Source organism: Enterobacter sp. ECC-249 (assembly GCF_043965265.1).
In the GTDB taxonomy this organism is placed as follows: Bacteria; Pseudomonadota; Gammaproteobacteria; order Enterobacterales; family Enterobacteriaceae; genus Enterobacter; species Enterobacter quasiroggenkampii.
In genome coordinates this window covers 4184860-4202161 of the sequence record NZ_CP143660.1, presented here as the reverse complement: position 1 = coordinate 4202161, position 17302 = coordinate 4184860, and the positions used below count along the sequence as shown (strand labels likewise).

The following is a 17302-nucleotide window of genomic DNA, read 5'->3' as shown; positions in this document are numbered from 1 at the left end:
ACTGTCAAAAATATTTTGACAGTAAAAGGCGTGAGGATGATTAACCTACAGCGGGCGCAGATGTTTGTCGCGGTTGCCGATACCGGCAGTTTCACTGCCGCAGCCGAGGCAATGGGGCTGACAAAAGCTGTGGTCAGCTTCAATATCCGCCAGCTTGAAGATGAGCTGGGCGTTACGCTGCTGCTGCGCTCCACCCGCCGCCTGACGTTAACCGAGGCTGGCGTGCTGTTTCATCAGCGCTGCGTGGCGCTTTTGAAGGATGCCGAACGGCTGCAGGAAGATGTCCGCGCGAACCATGCAGGACTTACCGGTGAACTGCGGATCACGACTACGCCTGAATATGGCTCCCGGGTCGTGGTGCCGCTGCTGGCCAGGTTTAGCCAGCAGCACCCGGATCTTCGCGTGCGACACGTTTCGTCGTCTCTGCACGCCGACCTTATCTCGGAGCGCTTTGACGTCGCCATCCGGCTGGGGACGCTTGTCGATTCGCGCAACCACGCCGCACTGATTTCTCACTTTTCTATTCTCCCCGTCGCAACGCCCGAGTGGCTTGCGCGAAACCCGATCGAATCGCTTGCGCAGCTGGCGCAAGCCGACTGGATCATCCACGAGCGTCTGGCCTCGCCGCTGCGCTGGCAGGTGAAAGATGCCAGCGGTGCACCTGATATGCTGGAGATAAAAAAAGCGCCGCGCCTGTTTGCCGACAGCGCTCAGGCCCTTATGGCTTTTGCGCTCGCAGGCGGTGGCGTGGCGTTACTGCCGGAATGGCTGGTGCGCGATGCGCTTGATGCGGAAGAACTGGTCCCGGTGTTACCGGAATATACTTTTGCGCGGCAGGGCATCTATGCGGTCTATCCTGATGCCCGGCATGTGTCAGCAAAGGTGCGCACCTTTATCGATTTTATGCGCACCTGCGTGAATTAATCGTGCATCATCTTTTTGATGAGAGCCGAGAACTGCTCTCGCTCGGCCTTGTTCAGGCGGCCTAAAAAGGCCTCATCAACCTCATTGCCTACCGGCTTACAGTCTGCAAGCAGGGCCTCACCTTCTGGGGTCAGGAAGACAAACCGTCGTCGCTTATCGGCCGGATCGTGCTCGCGTTTGACCAGCCCGCGCGCCTCCATGCGGCTGAGCATCTCAGCCAGGGTCGCTTTCGTGCTGACCGCGACTTCAGTCAGTGCCACCTGTTCGATGCCCGGATGCTCGGCAATGGAGCGCATCACCGCATACTGCGGCTTGGTCAGCTCCGGTAATGCATGTTGCCACTGGGCGGTATGCTGTTGAAAAAGCTGACGTAACAGGTGGAACGCCTCTTGTCTTAGTTCCATGAACACTCCGACGGAAAAAATCTCCCTCTATGATAGCCGCTCTTGCTCTGGATTTTAACGCGGCATTTTTTAGCAATTCGTGTGATCGTATGCGAACAATCTTGTCAGGAAATCGATCCGGGAGTAGTTTACTCACAATGTTCGTGTACGAACAAATTGATTGAGGTGTTGAATGAGATTAATCGTGGGAATGACGGGGGCAACGGGTGCTCCGCTGGGCGTGGCGCTGCTGCAGGCGCTGCGGGAAATGCCGGAAGTAGAGACGCATCTGGTGATGTCAAAGTGGGCAAAAACCACCATTGAGCTGGAAACGCCATACGCCGCGCAGGACGTTGCTGCGCTGGCTGACGTTGTCCACAGCCCGGCTGACCAGGCCGCCACTATCTCTTCTGGTTCGTTTCGTACCGACGGCATGATCGTCATTCCCTGCAGTATGAAAACGCTGGCCGGGATCCGCGCGGGCTATGCCGAAGGGCTGGTGGGCCGTGCGGCGGATGTGGTGCTGAAAGAGGGGCGCAAGCTGGTGCTGGTGCCCCGTGAAACTCCACTCAGCACCATTCATCTGGAGAATATGCTTGCGCTCTCCCGCATGGGCGTGGCGATGGTGCCGCCTATGCCTGCGTATTACAACCACCCGCAAACCGCCGATGACATTACCCAGCATATTGTGACCCGCGTGCTTGACCAGTTTGGTCTGGAGCATAAAAAGGCGCGCCGCTGGAACGGGTTGCGGGAGGCGAAACATTTTTCACAGGAGAATAAAGATGGCATTTGATGATTTGAGAAGCTTCCTGCAGGCGCTCGATGAGCAAGGGCAACTGCTGAAAATTGAGGAAGAGGTAAACGCCGAGCCCGATCTGGCGGCGGCAGCCAACGCGACCGGCCGCATCGGTGACGGCGCGCCCGCGCTGTGGTTCGACAACATTCGCGGGTTTACCGATGCCCGCGTGGTGATGAACACCATCGGCTCCTGGCAGAACCATGCCATCTCGATGGGGCTGCCTGCGAACACGCCGGTGAAAAAGCAGATCGACGAGTTTATTCGCCGCTGGGATAAATTCCCGATTGCGCCAGAGCGCCGCGCCAACCCTGCCTGGGCACAGAATACGGTGGACGGCGAAGACATTAACCTGTTCGATATTCTGCCGCTGTTCCGTCTGAACGACGGCGACGGGGGTTTTTATCTCGATAAAGCGTGCGTCGTCTCGCGCGATCCGCTCGATCCGGATCACTTCGGCAAGCAGAACGTCGGCATCTACCGCATGGAAGTGAAGGGCAAGCGCAAGCTCGGTCTGCAGCCGGTACCTATGCACGATATCGCTCTGCATCTTCACAAAGCGGAGGAGCGCGGCGAAGACCTGCCGATCGCGATCACCCTTGGCAACGATCCGATCATTACGTTAATGGGCGCGACGCCGTTGAAATACGATCAGTCAGAGTATGAAATGGCCGGCGCGCTGCGTGAAAGCCCATATCCGATTGCCACCGCGCCGCTGACCGGCTTCGACGTGCCGTGGGGTTCTGAAGTGATCCTGGAAGGGGTGATTGAAGGCCGTAAGCGCGAAATTGAAGGTCCGTTCGGCGAGTTTACCGGGCACTACTCCGGTGGCCGCAACATGACGGTTGTACGTATCGACAAAGTTTCTTACCGCACCAAACCGATTTTCGAATCCCTTTATCTCGGTATGCCGTGGACCGAGATTGATTATCTGATGGGGCCGGCTACCTGCGTGCCGCTCTACCAGCAGCTGAAAGCGGAGTTCCCGGAAGTGCAGGCGGTGAACGCGATGTACACCCACGGCCTGCTGGCGATTATCTCCACCAAAAAGCGTTACGGCGGTTTTGCCCGCGCGGTCGGCTTGCGCGCCATGACCACGCCGCACGGCCTGGGCTACGTGAAGATGGTGATCATGGTGGATGAGGATGTCGACCCGTTCAACCTCCCGCAGGTGATGTGGGCGCTGTCATCGAAGGTCAACCCGGCGGGCGATCTGGTGCAGCTGCCGAACATGTCGGTGCTGGAACTCGATCCAGGATCCAGTCCGGCGGGCATTACCGACAAACTGATTATCGATGCGACCACGCCTGTCGCACCGGATACCCGGGGCCACTATAGCCAGCCGGTACAGGATCTCCCCGAAACCAAAGCCTGGGCTGAAAAACTGACCGCGATGCTGGCTGCACGCCAATAAGGAGGAAAAGATGATTTGTCCACGTTGTGCCGATGAGCATATTGAAGTGATGGCGACGTCACCGGTGAAAGGGGTCTGGACCGTTTATCAGTGCCAGCATTGTCTTTATACCTGGCGCGACACTGAACCGCTGCGCCGTACCAGCCGCGAGCATTACCCGGAAGCGTTCCGCATGACGCAGAAGGATATTGATGAGGCGCCGCAGGTGCCGACGATCCCGCCGCTGCTGTAAAGAAAGCCCGGTGGCGCTGCGCTTACCGGGCCTACGGGTTTTGTAGGTCGGGTAAGGCGAAGCCGCCACCCGACAAAACAGACCGCAGAAAACTAAACCAGACTCTTCAAGCGATAAATCCACTCCAGCGCCTGACGCGGCGTCAGTGAATCCGGGTCGAGGTTCTCCAGCGCTTCCACGGCAGGCGATGTCTCTTCCGCTGGCACCAGCAGCGACATCTGCGTGCCATCAATCTGCGTCGCCGCCGCATTTGGTGACAGGCTTTCCAGTTCACGCAGTTTCTGACGCGCGCGCTTGATCACCTCTTTCGGTACGCCTGCCAGCGCCGCTACGGCCAGGCCATAGCTCTTGCTCGCCGCGCCATCCTGCACCGTGTGCATGAAGGCAATGGTATCGCCGTGCTCCAGCGCATCCAGATGAACGTTCGCAACCCCTTCCATTTTCTCCGGCAGCTGCGTCAGCTCGAAGTAATGGGTGGCGAACAGCGTCATGGCTTTGATTTTATTAGCAAGGCTTTCCGCACAGGCCCATGCCAGCGACAGTCCATCATAGGTTGACGTTCCGCGTCCGACTTCGTCCATCAGCACCAGGCTGTGCTCCGTCGCGTTATGCAGAATGTTTGCCGTTTCTGTCATCTCGACCATGAAGGTTGAGCGACCGCTCGCCAGATCGTCCGCAGCTCCGACACGGGTAAATATGCGGTCGATGGGGCCAATCTCCACATTTTGCGCCGGAACGTAGCTGCCGATATAGGCAAGCAGGGCAATCAGCGCCGTCTGACGCATATAGGTACTCTTACCGCCCATGTTCGGACCGGTAATGATCAGCATTCTTCTCTGCGGGGACAGGCTCAGCGGGTTGGCGATGAACGGTTCGTTCAGCACCTGCTCGACCACCGGGTGACGGCCTTCAGTGATGCGAATGCCGGGCTTGTCGGTAAAGGTTGGGCAGGTGTAGTTCAGCGTTTCCGCGCGCTCTGCCAGGTTCACCAGCACGTCCAGCTCAGCCAGCGCGCTGGCGCTCAGCTGCAGGTCGGCCAGGTGCGGCATCAGCATGTCGAACAGCTCTTCATAGAGCTTTTTTTCCAGCGCCAGCGCTTTCCCTTTCGAGGTTAGCACTTTGTCCTCGTACTCTTTCAGCTCGGGAATGATATAGCGTTCGGCGTTTTTCAACGTCTGGCGACGAACGTAGTGAATCGGCGCCAGGTGGCTCTGCCCGCGGCTGATCTGAATGTAGTAACCGTGTACCGCGTTATAACCCACTTTCAGGGTGTCGAGCCCAAGACGCTCTCGCTCGCGGATTTCCAGCTTATCGAGGTAGTCCGTCGCGCCGTCGGCCAGCGCGCGCCATTCGTCCAGCTCCTCGTTGTAGCCCGGAGCAATCACGCCGCCATCACGCACGAGAACCGGAGGCGCATCAATAATGGCGCGCTCCAGCAGCTCGCGGAGTTCGGTAAATTCACCCATGGTTTCGCGGAGTTTCTGTACCGGCGCGCTGTCAACGTCACTCAGCTGCGCACGCAGTTCCGGCAGCTGCTGGAAAGCATGACGCATCCGCGCGAGGTCGCGCGGTCGTGCCGTGCGCAGCGCCAGACGAGCAAGGATACGCTCCAGATCGCCCACCTGGCGCAGGACAGGCTGCAGCTCGCTATAGCGATCCTGCAACGCAGCAATCGTCTGCTGACGACAAACCAGCGTTGCGGTATCGCGAATCGGCATATGCAGCCAGCGTTTCAGCATGCGGCTGCCCATTGGCGTGACCGTACTGTCGAGGACCGACGCGAGCGTATTTTCTACGCCACCCGCCAGGTTCTGCGTGATTTCCAGGTTACGGCGCGTGGCGGCATCCATGATGATACTGTCCTGCTGGCGCTCCATGGTGATAGAGCGAATGTGCGGCAGGGCAGTGCGCTGGGTATCTTTCACGTACTGCAGGAGGCAACCGGCCGCACACAGCCCGCGCGGAGCGTTTTCAACGCCAAAGCCAATCAGATCGCGGGTGCCAAACTGCAGATTCAGCTGCTGGCGCGCGGTATCAATTTCGAATTCCCACAGCGGACGACGGCGCAACCCGCGACGACCTTCAATCAGCGCCATTTCGGCGAAATCTTCGGCGTAGAGCAATTCTGCCGGGTTGGTGCGCTGAAGTTCGGCAGCCATTGTTTCACGGTCAGCCGGTTCACTCAGACGAAAACGCCCGGAGCTGATGTCCAGCGTCGCGTAGCCAAACCCTTTACCGTCCTGCCACAGCGCTGCCAGCAGGTTATCCTGTCGCTCCTGTAACAGGGCTTCATCACTGATGGTGCCAGGCGTGACGATGCGCACGACTTTGCGTTCCACCGGGCCTTTTGAGGTTGCCGGATCGCCGATCTGTTCGCAGATGGCAACGGACTCACCCTGATTCACCAGCTTCGCCAGGTAGTTTTCTACCGCGTGGTGCGGAATGCCTGCCATCGGGATGGGCTCACCTGCCGATGCGCCACGTTTGGTCAGCGAGATGTCGAGCAGCTGCGATGCACGCTTAGCATCGTCATAAAACAGCTCGTAAAAATCGCCCATACGGTAAAACAGCAGAATTTCCGGATGCTGTGCCTTCAGCTTCAGATACTGCTGCATCATCGGCGTATGTGCGTCGAAATTGTCGAGTGTGCTCATGGAGTTATGATGTCCATTTCTTTGAATATAAACCGTTTTGAGCGGCTCAGTGGCCGTTTGTTCCTTCTATTGTCGCATGAAAAAAAGGTCCGGCGCAGAAAAATGTCGTGGCTTTACGAGGCATCTTCCGGCATTAACTCAATCACTATTTTTCCATGCTCTACGCCTACCCGAACCCGGGAATGGGTGGCAAACCCCGCCTGTTCAAGCCAGTCTCCTTTTAAGCTCAGCGCCGCATGCACGCTGTAGCGCTTCGGTATCTTGGTATTGCGGTCTTCATGGCGCTTTCTGAAATATCCCACTGTTAAATGGCGATAGGGTTTGTTGATAGCGATGTCTTGCATAGGGTCTCCCAACGGCACGGATAAAAAAGTCATTACTGATACCTGTATAAAATACCAGTGATTATCGGTCGGTGCAGGGCTAAAACTGGAATCAGGCTTCAGGAAACGAAATGCAACCGCTGAAATCCAGCGTTGAAAAGTGTATTGTTAATGCACTTTATTGTTCGGTAAGCCGTTATGTCCGGTAAACGTATCTCACGAGAAAAAGAGACTATCGCGAAAATGATCGCATTGTATGAAAAGCAGTGCCCGCAGGCATCTCAGGAGGAAGGGCATTATCAGGCGCTCAACGCGTATGCCGATAGGCGCCTGGATAAGTGCGTTTTCGGTGAGGAAAAGCCTGCCTGCAGGCAGTGTCCCGTACACTGCTATCAGCCTGCCAGACGTGAAGAGATGAAGCAGGTTATGCGCTGGGCTGGTCCGCGTATGTTATGGCGTCATCCTATCCTGACCGTTCGTCACCTTATGGATGACCGCCGTCCCGTGCCGGAACTGCCGGAGAAGTACCGACCGAAAAAGTGATCGTTTCAGCGTCTCAGCGGGCGGCAAATCACACTCAGGGCTATCGCGCTGCAGAGCGGGAAGAGGGCCAGCAGCAGCCAGGGATAGATTGCCTGCGTTGAGGGCACCAGCGCGCTATCCAGCAGACTGCCAAACAGCAAATTCCCCGTCAGTACCGCGACTCCGCCAGCGGTGGCGAGTGCACCGTAATGCGCGCCAAGCGTGGATTCCTCGGCAAACCGGGGGATCAGATCTTTAGCCGATGGCACCAGCAGCATCTGTCCCAGCGTCAACAGCGTCACAAAGCAGACGGAAGGCAATAAGCGCAGCCAGCCTTCCGGCGGCGTCATTGGGGCGAACGTTGCCACGCTCGCAAAGGCGGCTGAAAGCAGCAAAAATCCCACCGGCAAAATTCTCACCGCGCCCAAGCGACGGGCGAAACGCGCCAGAGGCAGCTGTAAGGTGATGATCAGAACGGAGGCCAGCATAAAAAGCGGGCCGAGATCTTTCTCGTCACCGCCAGAACGCTGGATCTCCACCGGCAGCGCCAGATAAAGCTGGTTATAGCTTAACAGCCACGAGCTGTAGGCAATGATAAAGGCAACAAAGCGCGGCTGACGAAACGTTGTCCACCAGGGCTGCATTTTCAGCGTTTGTGAACGGTGACCAGCAGCAGGCAGGCAAAAGTAGAGCACCACTAGCGCAATGACAAACACGCCTGCGCCCGCCAGCGCCACCTGGCGAAAGCCCAGGCCGGTGAGCAGGGCGCCGGCAGCCGGGCCCAGTACCGCGCCGAGTTCCCCGCAGACGGCAAAGAGCGCAAACCACTCCGCGCGGCTTCGTTTACCTTTCGCCTCGCTGTGCGTGCCTGATTTCGCCAGCAATGCTTCAATCGACGGAGAAAACAGCGCGCCGCCCACGCCCGTCAGACACGCGCCCAGAATAATCGGCCAAAGCGATCCTCCGAACGCCAGCAGCAGATACCCCGCAACGCGAACAATACAGCCGCTCAGGATCACCACTTTCGCGCCAAACCTGTCCGAGAGCGCACCGCCGACGATAAACATCCCCTGCTGAGAGAACGTGCGCAGGCCGAGGATCAGCCCGATCAGCCCGCCGGAGAGCAGCATGTCGTCGCGCAGGAATATCGCCAGGAAGGGAACAACGGCGTAAAAGCCAATGTTAAAAACAAACTGGCTACCCAGTAAGACGGGCGGCCAGAGCGTGTTGGCAGGGCGAAGGGGCATCGTTGTTCACTCGCCCCTAAACGATAAAGTGAATGTGCTTTTTGCCATGGAACGGTGAGATCTCGATTTTGGTTTTGACCCGGAAGACATCCCACAGCAACGACTCGGATAAGATGTCCTGCGGTGTCCCCGTCGCCACAATGTGTCCTTTCTGCATCACAATCAGCGAGTCGCAGAACATCGAGGCATGGTTGAGATCGTGGATGGCGACAATGCTGGTGACCGGTAATTCGCTGATCAACTGCATCAGCTGCATCTGATGATGAATATCCAGGTGGTTGGTCGGCTCGTCCAGCAGGATTTCCGTCGGGTTCTGGGCCAGCGCGCGGGCAATGTGGACGCGCTGGCGCTCACCGCCGGAGAGGCTCAGCCACCCCTGGTCACTTTTATCCAGCATATCCACGCGCTGCAGAGCGGCGGTGATGGTCTCATCATCGTGCGTGCTCCAGTTGGAAAAGGCGGAGTGGTGCGGAATCCGCCCGAGTTTGACCACGTCGCGCACGCGCATGTTGGCGTCCGTCATGCCGTGCTGCTCCACGAAGGCGACCCGTCGCGCCAGCTGCTTTTTGGCGATGCGGCAGATGTCCTGACCGTCCAGGGTAACGCGGCCAGCATCCGGGCGACGCAGCCCCGCGAGGATACGTAAAAGAGACGATTTACCGCAGCCGTTAGGGCCAAGCAGCCCTACCGTTTCGCCCCGTGACACCTTCAGCGAGACGTCATTAACGATGACTTTTTTGCCGACCTTCCAGGTAATATTTTCCGCGCAGATGCTCATCACTTATTCCTTGAACGGTAGATAATCACGGCAAAGAAGGGGACGCCAACCAGCGCGGTGACCACGCCGACGGGCAGGCTTTGCGGCGCAATCAGCATGCGTGAGGCAATGTCTGCCAGCACCATCAGGATCGCCCCTGCCAGCGCGCTGGCAATCAGCAGCGTGCGGTGCAGCGGCCCGAACAGGAAACGCATCACGTGCGGCACCACCAGCCCGACAAAGCCGATTGACCCCGCCATGCTGACGATGGTCGCGGTAATCAGCGCGGTGGTGGTAAAGAGCGCCAGGCGCACCCAGGGAACGGCAATGCCCAGCGACGCCGCGGCGTCGTCACCAAACGTAAAGGCATCCAGCGCCCGGGAATAGTAGAGGCAAATGGCTAACCCAATCAGCACCACCACCAGTGCCAGCTGGAATTCAGGCCAGCGTACGCCGCTGAAGCTGCCCAGCAGCCAGAACATCACGTCGCGCGCCTGCTGGGCGCTGGCGGAGGTGCTGATGGTGTAGGCGGTAATGGCGTTAAAAAGCTGCGAGGCGGCGACGCCTGCCAGAATAGTACGTTCATTCCCGCCGCGCGCGCCGTTCGTCAGAAACGCGACAAACGCAAACGCGGCGAATGCCCCGGCGAAGGCACCGGCAGAAAGGGAGACCGCACCGGTGCCGATCCCCAATACGACAACAGAAACCGCCCCGGTCGACGCGCCCGCGGACACGCCAAGCACGTAGGGTTCCGCCAGCGCGTTCTTCAGCAAGCTCTGCAATACGGCACCGCAGATGGCCAGCCCCGCGCCGCAGCAGGCCGCCACCAGCGCGCGGCTCAGGCGAAAGTCCCAGATGACGCTCTCGTAGATGCGAGTGAGCGGAACCTCGGTGAGCCCCATTTTATTGCTGATGGCGTAAAACACGTTATCCAGCGGGATGGACAGCTCGCCGACGCTGACGCTCAGGGCGATCACCAGAAATAGCAGTACCAGGGCGAGCAAAGCCGAGGTCGTCAGAACCAGGCTCTGCCGGGCCTGAAGAACGGCGGTTGTCATTAGTTCAGCCCCAGCTTTCTGAGCTGTTCGCCGACCTGCTCAGCCCCGTAAATCGTGCGGATCGTCGGGTTCATCGCCTGGCCGTCCATTACCACGATGTGGCCTTTTTTCACGGCGTCCAGCTGGCTGACCGCCGGATCGCTCTTCAGGAATTTGATTTTTTCTTCCGCGTTATCCAGTGCCCAGCGGTTGCGGTCCAGGCTGGACACCACAATGACATCCGGATTGGCGGCAATAATGCTCTCCCAACCCACGGTTGGCCATTCGGTCTCGGAGGTGATGGCGTTATGCCCGCCCATCAGGCTGGCGATAAACCCGGAGGGGCTATTTTTACCGCCGACGTAGGCGTCCGCAGAAGGGGACGAACTGGAGAACCAGAAGACAAACGAGAGGTCTTTTTTGTTCTTGCCGAATTCCTTACGCAGGTCGGCCTCGCGTTTTTTGAAATCGGCAATCACGGCCTGACCGCGGTCTTCAACGTTAAAGATTTTGGCGAAATCCTCAATCTCCTGATAGAGATACGTCATATCCCACAGTTTCTGGCGGCTGCCGTACATATCGCCGGTGGCTTTTTTGGTCGCGCACATGCCCGGGGACACGTAGCTGTTCACGCCCAGGGTCATCAGATCGTCGCGTTTTGCGACCTTGCTTTCCGGCCCCAGCAACAGCGGCGTTTGGGCGGGGACAAAGTCGGGATTTTGCGCAAGCACGGATTCAAGGGTAGGGATTTCAACCGTCAGGGTTTTGATTTTTGCATTCTGCTCCGCGAGCTGCGGCAACACTTTCGTCGGCCAGAAGGCGCTGGCCTTCACCTTATCTTCCAGCCCCAGCAGGAGCAAGATTTCGACGGTATTCTGGCCCAGGGCCACGACGCGTTCCGGCGCTTTGGTGAATGTCTCTTTATAGCCACAGTTTTCAATGGTCAGAGGATATGTGGTTGCCAGAGCAGAACTAACCGACGCAACCGCCAGGCCTAACGCGCAGATGACCTTCTTCATGAAACGCTACCCTTGATTAATATTATTTTTGATGCAAATGAAACTCATTATTAAGGCGGAATTTTATACAGAGGAAACGATTTTGTGTCAATGAGGGACAATTGCGCAGGGTAACGAAAGGCGGTGTCAGAACAACACCGCCGGATTGGGGGCTTAAACCAGGCTCTCTTTATCGATCCCGAGACGCTTCATGCGCGACAGCAGGGTAGTGCGTTTTAACCCTAAACGCTGGGCGGCACCTTTCGGCCCGGCGACCACGCCGTTGGTCTCTTTGAGTACGCGCATAATGAGCTGATATTCATCTTCTCCCTCTTTCGCTGTCTCGGCGGCGGGCACGCTCACGTCAGGCAGCGTCAGTTCAGGCAGGGAGAGCTGCAGCACGTTACCGCGCGTCAGCAGCACCGCACGTTCGATGACGTTTTCCAGCTCGCGCACGTTGCCGGGCCACTCCATCGATGAAAGGGTACGTAACGTCTCGGCAGGAATGCTGTCGATATTTCGACCCATCCGTCGCGCGATCTTGGCGGTAAACGCTTTGACCAGCAGGGGAATATCTTCCGGGCGCTCGCGCAGCGGCGGCAGGAAGATCGGGAACACGTTCAGGCGATAGTAGAGATCGCTGCGAAACTCGCGGTCGGCGACCATCTTTTTCAGGTCGCGGTTGGTCGCGGCAATCAGCCGCACGTCGGTCTGGATAAGCTTGTTGCTGCCAAGACGTTCAAACTCCTGCTCCTGCAGGACGCGCAGCAGTTTCGGCTGTAGCTCCAGCGGCATATCGCCCACTTCGTCGAGGAACAGCGAGCTTTTGTCCGCCAGCTCAAACCGACCCAGCCGCTGGCTGCTTGCCCCGGTAAAGGCGCCCCGTTCGTGGCCGAACAGGTCGCTTTCCAGCAGCCCTGCGGGCATCGCGGCGCAGTTCATCTTCACCATCCGTCGGCTGTTGCGGTTGCTCAGGTTGTGGATGGCGCGGGCAATCAGCTCTTTACCCGTACCGGTTTCGCCCAGTATCAGCACCGTGCTGTCGCTTTGCGCCACCATCTCAACCTGCTTGAGCACGTTGTACATGGCGTCGCTACGTCCGATGATTTCACCAAACTCGCTGTCCACGTTGTTGAGCTGTTCGGTCAGGGCCAGGTTCTCATCCACCAGCCGCTCCTTCAGACGATGAATTTCCTGATAGGCGAGGGCGTTATCCAGGGCGATGGAAATACGCTCGGCGATCTGACGCAGCAGCTTCAGGTTGGCGGTGGTGAAGACGCCTTCCTCGCACTGCGCCAGCTTAAGCACGCCCAGCATGGTGTTGCCGGACATCAGCGGCAGCAGGCACAGGGTCTGAATTTTGTTGCCCCAGGTGTTAAACAGCATCCGCTCGTACGGTGCCACCGGATCCTGTTCGTTGAGGTTGATCAGGAGGATCTCTTTGCTTTTGAAGACCCGCTCCGAAAGGGTCCCCGCTTCATCCACTTCACTCTGCTCGTGTGCCGGGTTAGCTTCATCGAGATAATGCGTGGAGTAGATGTTCAGCTTGCCCTTGCGATGGCCGCGAAGCGCAATGCTGATGGCGTCGATTTTGAAATAGTGGTGGATCTCTTTCGACACTTCGCTGACCAGCTCGTCCATATCGAGCCGTGACAGCACGGCGTTGGTGATGGCGACCAGAATGCGGAAGTTGTCGCGTTCGCGGCTCAGCAGGTCGTAATCCACATTATTGGTCACGCGGCTTTGGATCTGCTCCGCGACGACGGCCACAATCTGGGTAAAGGTATGCAGGCGCTCGTATTCCGCCTCGCTCCAGGGCTGGTCGGTCGTGCGGATAAACTCGCAGCCGCCAAAAATCTGACCCTCTGCCGCCAGCGGCAGCATGCAGTAATGCCCGAAAGGCTGATAGAGGTTACTCTCCGCGAGCCGCGGCCACGCCTGCCGGAACTCCTCAAAGTTACAGTGCAGCACTTCAGGTCGGGAGAGAATGCGGCGCACCGGGCCATGCGCGAGATACGTTTCGTCTTCGTATTCAAACGTTTTGCCATTGTCACGCGTTGAGTAGTAGCTCGCGCGGTGCGTTCCGCTATGCCAGAGCACAATCGCGGCGCTGTCCGCCAGCGCCGACTGCCTGACCAGCCGCGTCAGGGCATCGCTCAGCGCGCCGAGATCGGGCTGCTGTAAAAGTGTGCGCGTGATGTCAAACAGGCCCTGCTGTCCAAGATCGCTCATCGGTGTATACGGCATAGTGCTTTCCAGTAGAAACGAGCAAAAAAATCCATGCTGGCCGCTTGTGGCGCGGCCTAGCAAATACGGGGTAAGGGTTCAGCGTGCGGCAGATCCAGCGTGCGCTTCACGCCATAAAGTCCGGTCAGGCGCACCCCTTTGCGCTCGACCACTTCACCAATCATCGCCGCCTCTTTTCCTGACGGATGAGCCCGCAGCTTTTCAAGAACGACTTCCGCTTCCGCGCGTTCAACGCCAATCACCAGCTTGCCTTCGTTGGCAAAGTTGAGCGGGTCCAGCCCCAGCAGTTCGCAAAGCCCACGAACGGCGGGCTTAACGGGCAGGCTGCGTTCGGTGAGTTCAATCCCGCATCCGCAGCTTGCCGCAAACTCATGGACCACGGCATTCACGCCGCCTCGCGTGGCGTCCCGCAGGGCCTTCACGCCGGGGAACGCGCGTAGCGTCTGAATCAGCGGGGTGAGTACCGCGCAGTCGCTGCGCAGTTCACCGTCCAGCCCCAGGCCTTCGCGCAGGTTCAGGATGGTCGCCCCGTGGCAGCCCAGCGTTCCGGTCACGATCAGCACGTCGCCCGCGCTGAGGCGCTGCGCGCCCCAGCGAATATCGGCGGGGATCGCGCCCATGCCGGCGGTGTTGATAAACAGCTTGTCGGCCGCGCCGCGCTGCACCACTTTGGTGTCGCCGGTGACGATAGCTATCTCCGCCTCGCGCGCGGTCTGCGCCATGCTGTTGACCACGGCCGTGAGCGTCTCCATCGGTAAGCCCTCTTCGAGGATAAACCCGCAGGAGAGGTAGCGCGGGATGGCGCCGCTGACGGCAACGTCGTTGGCCGTGCCGCAGACGGCAAGCTTGCCGATGTCGCCGCCCGGGAAGAACAGCGGATCGATCACGTAGCTGTCGGTGGAGAAGGCCAGCCTGTCGCCCTGGGCGGTGAGGGTGGCGAGATCAATGCGCGCCTGGTCTTCCTGTTCGGCGAGCCAGGGGTTGTTAAAGGCCTCTATGAACAGCCGGTTAATCAGCTGCTGCATCGCCTGTCCGCCGCTGCCGTGCGCCATTTCCACCGTATTCATGCTTCACTCTCCTGGTTGCGATACTGATACCACGCGGCACACGCCCCTTCGGAGGAGACCATCAGCGCGCCAAACGCCGTTTGCGGGTTACAGGTATTGCCAAATAACGGACACTGATGCGGTTTGCATTTGCCGGTGAGCACCTCGCCACAGCGTGCCCGGGGATCGTCGCAAACCTGCTGCGGCTGCGGGCGGAAATGCGCTTCGGCATCGAACGCGCGATAGGCTGGCGTCAGGCGCACGCCGGATTCGGCAATCAGCCCCAGGCCTCGCCATTCGCTGTCGCCCTCAACGCTAAACACGTCGGCTATCGCCTGCTGAGCCCGTTCATTTCCCGCATCCGGCACAACGCGGCGGTACTGGTTTTCGACCGCGCTCAGGGCCGCTATTTTCTGCTCAACCAGCATGGTGACACCTTGCAGTAGATCAAGAGGTTCGAAACCAGCGACCACTAACGGACGATTGTACTGTTCAGCGATAAAACCGTAGGCGTCTGTGCCAATCACCATGCTGACGTGGCCCGGTGCCAGAAAGGCATCAATGCCGTTACCTGGCTCTTCCAGCAGGCTGCGCAGGGTGGGGATGAGCGTAATGTGCTGGCAGAAGAAGAAAAAGTTATCGACGCCGCGCGCTTTCGCCTGCTGCAGCGTGATGGCGGTGGCGGGCATGGTGGTTTCAAACCCCAGGCCAAAAAACACCACCTTGCGCGTGGGATTACTCTCTGCCAGCGTCAGGGCATCCATCGGCGAATAGACGATCCGGATGTCGACTCCGCGCGCTTTCGCCTGCAGCAGCGAGCCATTTTTCCCCGGCACGCGCATCGCGTCGCCAAAGGTGCAGAAAATGACGTCGGGCTGGCTGGCAATTTCGATACAGCTGTCGATGCGCCCCATCGGCAGCACGCAGACCGGGCAGCCGGGGCCGTGGATAAACTCGATGTTCTCCGGCAGCAGCTGGTCGAGGCCAAATTTGAAGATCGCGTGCGTGTGCCCGCCGCACACCTCCATGATCCGCAGCGGCCTTTCTTTCGTGTAGTCCAGCAGCGCTGCGCGCGTTTTCAGATGGCCGATAAGCTGCAGCACCTGCTCCGGCGCGCGATATTCATCAACGTAACGCATGATTACCGCTCCTCGCCGTACAAAAGCGCGCCCACGTCCGGCTCCACGTCGAACATATTTTGCAGGGCGTCGAGCGTGTCGCGGGCTTCCGCTTCGTTAATCACGCTCATGGCAAACCCCACGTGGACCAGCACCCACTGGCCGAGACGCGAGGCGCCGCTTTCATCGGTGCTGCCCACCAGCGTCAGGTCCACGTCGCGCAGGATGCCGCAAACCTCGACTTTGGCCTGATTACCGTCGATGGCGTAAATTTGCCCAGGTACGCCTATGCACATCGTTCGCTCTCCAGCCACTGTAGCCAGCCGTCCATGCCGTCGCCGCGCGTGGCGGAGACCAGCAGGATCTCAATCTCCGGGTTCACCTCGCGGGCATACGCCAGGCACTTATCCACGTCGAAATTCAGGTACGGCAGCAGGTCGACTTTGTTCAGCAGCATGATGGACGCGGCGGCAAACATATGCGGGTACTTCAGCGGTTTGTCTTCACCTTCGGTCACTGAAAGCACCGCCACCTTGTGCCGTTCGCCCAGGTCGAAGCTCGCCGGGCAGACCAGGTTGCCGACGTTTTCAATAAACAGAATGCCGTTATCCGCCAGCGGCAGACGCGGGGACGCATCGGCAATCATCTGCGCATCAAGATGGCAGCCTTTGCCGGTATTGACCTGAATCGCCGGGGTGCCGGTTTCGCGAATGCGCGCCGCGTCGTTAACGGTTTGCTGATCGCCTTCAATCACCGCACAGGAGACGCGCCCGTTCAGGCGTTTGAGCGTTTCCGTTAACAGCGTAGTTTTGCCGGAGCCGGGGCTGGAGACCAGGTTCAGTACCAGCTGTTTGCGGGTGGCGAAGCGCGCGCGGTTGCGGGCGGCGATCTGGTTATTTTTGTCCAGCACGTTGATTTCCACTTCCAGCATCTGGCGCTGGCTGATGCCCGGCGCGTGGGTGCCCGCTTCGCCGTGGCCGTAATGCAGATCGCCCGCAGCGGACCGTTGCGGGGCGAAAGTGATACCGGTCAACGCCGCAGAAGGGCGCGGGGCAGGTGAAAAGGGCGCGGAGCGAAACGCGGAGTGGGGGCGATGTTCATCCCCTTCTATATACAGGTTGCCTTCGGCGCAACCGCAGGTACTACACATACTTTACTCCTTCTCGATTTCGAGGCGTTGGATCTGCATGCCGTCATCCGCCACGATGCGCAGCCCGCCGCTCTGACACTGCGGGCAGCGCTGTACCTTCGATGAGAGCAGGGTGACGTACTGCTGACACTGCTCGCACCAGCACTCCGCCTGCTGCTCTTCGATATGGAGCTCGCAGCCTTCCGCCAGCGTGCCGCGGCAGACCAGCTCAAAACAGAAGGTCAGGGCGCTGGTCTCGACGCAGGAAAACGCCCCGACCTTCAGCCAGACGCCGGTGACGCGCTTCGCATGGTTTTGCACTGCCTGCTGTTCGATAAGTTCCAGAGCCCGCTGGCAGAGGGTGATTTCGTGCATGACGCCTCCTCAATGAATTGCCCCGGTAATGCAATAACGGTGCCAGCTTGATTTTTGTTAAGGCGTGACGATGTCAACGCTGTCGAAATGACACGTC

The 17302-nt window shown here is 58.9% G+C and carries 18 protein-coding genes; 5 read left to right on the top strand and 13 right to left on the bottom strand.

From position 1 onward, the window contains the following. The first annotated feature begins 36 nt into the window (after window positions 1–36). Window positions 37–924, top strand: coding sequence for a LysR family transcriptional regulator (locus V1587_RS19965; RefSeq protein WP_371897926.1), 888 nt, complete (start codon window positions 37–39; stop codon window positions 922–924). Here the strand turns inward: V1587_RS19965 and V1587_RS19960 are convergent. Beyond that, on the bottom strand, window positions 921–1328 hold the full coding sequence (locus V1587_RS19960) for a MarR family winged helix-turn-helix transcriptional regulator (protein ID WP_023294441.1): 408 nt from the start codon (window positions 1326–1328) through the stop codon (window positions 921–923). The genes V1587_RS19965 and V1587_RS19960 overlap by 4 nt on opposite strands. Before the next feature lie 172 nt (window positions 1329–1500). Between V1587_RS19960 and V1587_RS19955 the strand changes: the two genes are divergently transcribed. Genes V1587_RS19955 through V1587_RS19945 form a run of 3 tightly spaced genes read left to right on the top strand, consistent with a single transcriptional unit; the run spans window position 1501 to window position 3752 of the window. Beyond that, the gene (locus V1587_RS19955) at window positions 1501–2103 is read left to right on the top strand and encodes a non-oxidative hydroxyarylic acid decarboxylases subunit B (protein ID WP_371897927.1); all 603 of its coding nucleotides are present in this window, start codon (window positions 1501–1503) and stop codon (window positions 2101–2103) included. Further along, window positions 2093–3520 (top strand): non-oxidative hydroxyarylic acid decarboxylases subunit C, encoded by a 1428-nt coding sequence (locus V1587_RS19950; protein ID WP_048029223.1) that lies wholly within the window; start codon window positions 2093–2095, stop codon window positions 3518–3520. The genes V1587_RS19955 and V1587_RS19950 overlap by 11 nt, the downstream gene beginning before the upstream one ends. A 10-nt stretch (window positions 3521–3530) precedes the next feature. Then, on the top strand, window positions 3531–3752 hold the full coding sequence (locus V1587_RS19945; RefSeq protein ID WP_003862116.1) for a non-oxidative hydroxyarylic acid decarboxylases subunit D: 222 nt from the start codon (window positions 3531–3533) through the stop codon (window positions 3750–3752). A 92-nt stretch (window positions 3753–3844) separates the two neighbouring features. On the opposite strand, the gene mutS is transcribed toward V1587_RS19945, so the two are convergent. Continuing rightward, window positions 3845–6406 (bottom strand): DNA mismatch repair protein MutS, encoded by a 2562-nt coding sequence (gene mutS / locus V1587_RS19940; RefSeq protein ID WP_395314466.1) that lies wholly within the window; start codon window positions 6404–6406, stop codon window positions 3845–3847. A 113-nt stretch (window positions 6407–6519) separates the two neighbouring features. Beyond that, a complete protein-coding gene (locus V1587_RS19935; RefSeq protein WP_371898028.1) occupies window positions 6520–6750 on the bottom strand; it encodes a SymE family type I addiction module toxin in 231 nt (76 codons plus the stop codon). Window positions 6751–6927: 177 nt separating this feature from the next. Here V1587_RS19935 and V1587_RS19930 point away from each other — a divergent pair, with 177 nt between their 5' ends. Continuing rightward, entirely contained in the window at window positions 6928–7272 is a 345-nt protein-coding gene (locus tag V1587_RS19930; RefSeq protein WP_371897929.1) for a nitrous oxide-stimulated promoter family protein, read from the top strand. Window positions 7273–7277: 5 nt separating this feature from the next. On the opposite strand, the gene V1587_RS19925 is transcribed toward V1587_RS19930, so the two are convergent. The 10 genes from V1587_RS19925 to hypA all read right to left on the bottom strand — a co-directional run bounded on the left by V1587_RS19925 (window position 7278) and on the right by hypA (window position 17205). Next, entirely contained in the window at window positions 7278–8498 is a 1221-nt protein-coding gene (locus V1587_RS19925) for an MDR family MFS transporter (protein WP_371897930.1), read from the bottom strand. Window positions 8499–8514: 16 nt separating this feature from the next. Beyond that, complete coding sequence (locus V1587_RS19920) at window positions 8515–9276, bottom strand: ABC transporter ATP-binding protein (RefSeq protein WP_371897931.1); 762 nt, start codon at window positions 9274–9276, stop codon at window positions 8515–8517. Further along, a complete protein-coding gene (locus tag V1587_RS19915; protein ID WP_047743926.1) occupies window positions 9276–10313 on the bottom strand; it encodes an iron ABC transporter permease in 1038 nt (345 codons plus the stop codon). The genes V1587_RS19920 and V1587_RS19915 overlap by 1 nt, the downstream gene beginning before the upstream one ends. Next, entirely contained in the window at window positions 10313–11311 is a 999-nt protein-coding gene (locus V1587_RS19910; protein ID WP_048029226.1) for an ABC transporter substrate-binding protein, read from the bottom strand. Before V1587_RS19910 ends, V1587_RS19915 begins: the two co-directional genes overlap by 1 nt. A gap of 153 nt (window positions 11312–11464) precedes the next feature. Next, complete coding sequence (gene flhA, locus V1587_RS19905; protein ID WP_371897932.1) at window positions 11465–13537, bottom strand: formate hydrogenlyase transcriptional activator FlhA; 2073 nt, start codon at window positions 13535–13537, stop codon at window positions 11465–11467. A 56-nt stretch (window positions 13538–13593) separates the two neighbouring features. Further along, window positions 13594–14604, bottom strand: a complete 1011-nt coding sequence (gene hypE / locus V1587_RS19900) for a hydrogenase expression/formation protein HypE (protein WP_371897933.1) — start codon at window positions 14602–14604, stop codon at window positions 13594–13596. Beyond that, window positions 14601–15722 carry a hydrogenase formation protein HypD gene (gene hypD / locus V1587_RS19895; RefSeq protein ID WP_371897934.1) on the bottom strand — a complete coding sequence of 374 codons (1122 nt, stop codon included), beginning with the start codon at window positions 15720–15722 and terminating at the stop codon, window positions 14601–14603. Before hypD ends, hypE begins: the two co-directional genes overlap by 4 nt. Before the next feature lie 2 nt (window positions 15723–15724). After that, window positions 15725–15997, bottom strand: a complete 273-nt coding sequence (locus tag V1587_RS19890; RefSeq protein ID WP_371897935.1) for a HypC/HybG/HupF family hydrogenase formation chaperone — start codon at window positions 15995–15997, stop codon at window positions 15725–15727. Further along, complete coding sequence (gene hypB, locus V1587_RS19885) at window positions 15988–16851, bottom strand: hydrogenase nickel incorporation protein HypB (RefSeq protein WP_371897936.1); 864 nt, start codon at window positions 16849–16851, stop codon at window positions 15988–15990. Before hypB ends, V1587_RS19890 begins: the two co-directional genes overlap by 10 nt. Window positions 16852–16854: 3 nt before the next feature. Continuing rightward, the gene (hypA, locus tag V1587_RS19880; RefSeq protein ID WP_039265546.1) at window positions 16855–17205 is read right to left on the bottom strand and encodes a hydrogenase maturation nickel metallochaperone HypA; all 351 of its coding nucleotides are present in this window, start codon (window positions 17203–17205) and stop codon (window positions 16855–16857) included. Between the last annotated feature and the right edge of the window lie 97 nt (window positions 17206–17302).

What these genes read in the sequence shown, in the direction of transcription:
- V1587_RS19920 (WP_371897931.1), bottom strand. Translation starts at nt 9,276, where the DNA reads ATGAGCATCTGCGCGGAAAATATTACCTGGAAGGTCGGCAAAAAAGTC.
- V1587_RS19890 (WP_371897935.1), bottom strand. Translation starts at nt 15,997, where the DNA reads ATGTGCATAGGCGTACCTGGGCAAATTTACGCCATCGACGGTAATCAG.
- mutS (WP_395314466.1), bottom strand. Translation starts at nt 6,406, where the DNA reads ATGAGCACACTCGACAATTTCGACGCACATACGCCGATGATGCAGCAG.
- V1587_RS19915 (WP_047743926.1), bottom strand. Translation starts at nt 10,313, where the DNA reads ATGACAACCGCCGTTCTTCAGGCCCGGCAGAGCCTGGTTCTGACGACC.
- flhA (WP_371897932.1), bottom strand. Translation starts at nt 13,537, where the DNA reads ATGCCGTATACACCGATGAGCGATCTTGGACAGCAGGGCCTGTTTGAC.
- V1587_RS19955 (WP_371897927.1), top strand. Translation starts at nt 1,501, where the DNA reads ATGAGATTAATCGTGGGAATGACGGGGGCAACGGGTGCTCCGCTGGGC.
- V1587_RS19930 (WP_371897929.1), top strand. Translation starts at nt 6,928, where the DNA reads ATGTCCGGTAAACGTATCTCACGAGAAAAAGAGACTATCGCGAAAATG.
- hypB (WP_371897936.1), bottom strand. Translation starts at nt 16,851, where the DNA reads ATGTGTAGTACCTGCGGTTGCGCCGAAGGCAACCTGTATATAGAAGGG.
- V1587_RS19910 (WP_048029226.1), bottom strand. Translation starts at nt 11,311, where the DNA reads ATGAAGAAGGTCATCTGCGCGTTAGGCCTGGCGGTTGCGTCGGTTAGT.
- V1587_RS19950 (WP_048029223.1), top strand. Translation starts at nt 2,093, where the DNA reads ATGGCATTTGATGATTTGAGAAGCTTCCTGCAGGCGCTCGATGAGCAA.
- V1587_RS19965 (WP_371897926.1), top strand. Translation starts at nt 37, where the DNA reads ATGATTAACCTACAGCGGGCGCAGATGTTTGTCGCGGTTGCCGATACC.
- V1587_RS19925 (WP_371897930.1), bottom strand. Translation starts at nt 8,498, where the DNA reads ATGCCCCTTCGCCCTGCCAACACGCTCTGGCCGCCCGTCTTACTGGGT.
- V1587_RS19935 (WP_371898028.1), bottom strand. Translation starts at nt 6,750, where the DNA reads ATGCAAGACATCGCTATCAACAAACCCTATCGCCATTTAACAGTGGGA.
- hypE (WP_371897933.1), bottom strand. Translation starts at nt 14,604, where the DNA reads ATGAATACGGTGGAAATGGCGCACGGCAGCGGCGGACAGGCGATGCAG.
- V1587_RS19945 (WP_003862116.1), top strand. Translation starts at nt 3,531, where the DNA reads ATGATTTGTCCACGTTGTGCCGATGAGCATATTGAAGTGATGGCGACG.
- hypD (WP_371897934.1), bottom strand. Translation starts at nt 15,722, where the DNA reads ATGCGTTACGTTGATGAATATCGCGCGCCGGAGCAGGTGCTGCAGCTT.
- hypA (WP_039265546.1), bottom strand. Translation starts at nt 17,205, where the DNA reads ATGCACGAAATCACCCTCTGCCAGCGGGCTCTGGAACTTATCGAACAG.
- V1587_RS19960 (WP_023294441.1), bottom strand. Translation starts at nt 1,328, where the DNA reads ATGGAACTAAGACAAGAGGCGTTCCACCTGTTACGTCAGCTTTTTCAA.